Annotated in this window: 1 protein-coding gene; it reads left to right on the top strand. The window is 64.7% G+C overall.

Going from position 1 to position 449, the window contains the following annotated elements:
* On the top strand, positions 1-449 hold a 449-nt coding region (locus AC1DH9_RS30990; protein ID WP_477809568.1), incomplete at both ends, for an immunoglobulin-like domain-containing protein.

The raw sequence follows: 449 nt of genomic DNA, 5'->3' as shown, positions 1-449 counted from the left end.
CCCCGAGCACCACCCCGGCGGTCACCACGATCACCGATTCGATCGACAACACCGGGCTGTCCCTGGCAGCAACCGGTTCGGTCACCGAAGGCGGCCAGATTACCTACACCGCGACCCTGACCAATCCGGCCGGCACGCCGATGACCGTCACGCTCAGCAACGGCGCGGTGATCAACATCGAGGCCGGTAAAACGTCCGGTTCCGTGGTGGTCGACACCCCGGCGAATGACGTCTACAAGAACGGCAGCACCGTCAGCACYACCATCGAAAGCACCACCGGTGGCAATTTCGAGCAGCTGACCCCGAGCACCACCCCGGCGGTCACCACGATCACCGATTCGATCGACAACACCGGGCTGTCCCTGGCAGCAACCGGTTCGGTCACCGAAGGCGGCCAGATTACCTACACCGCGACCCTGACCAATCCGGCCGGCACGCCGATGACCCGT

Source organism: Pseudomonas sp. 05T35, from assembly GCF_056396605.1.
Note: the sequence above shows the minus strand (reverse complement) of the source record. Positions and strands in the feature narration are given on the sequence as shown.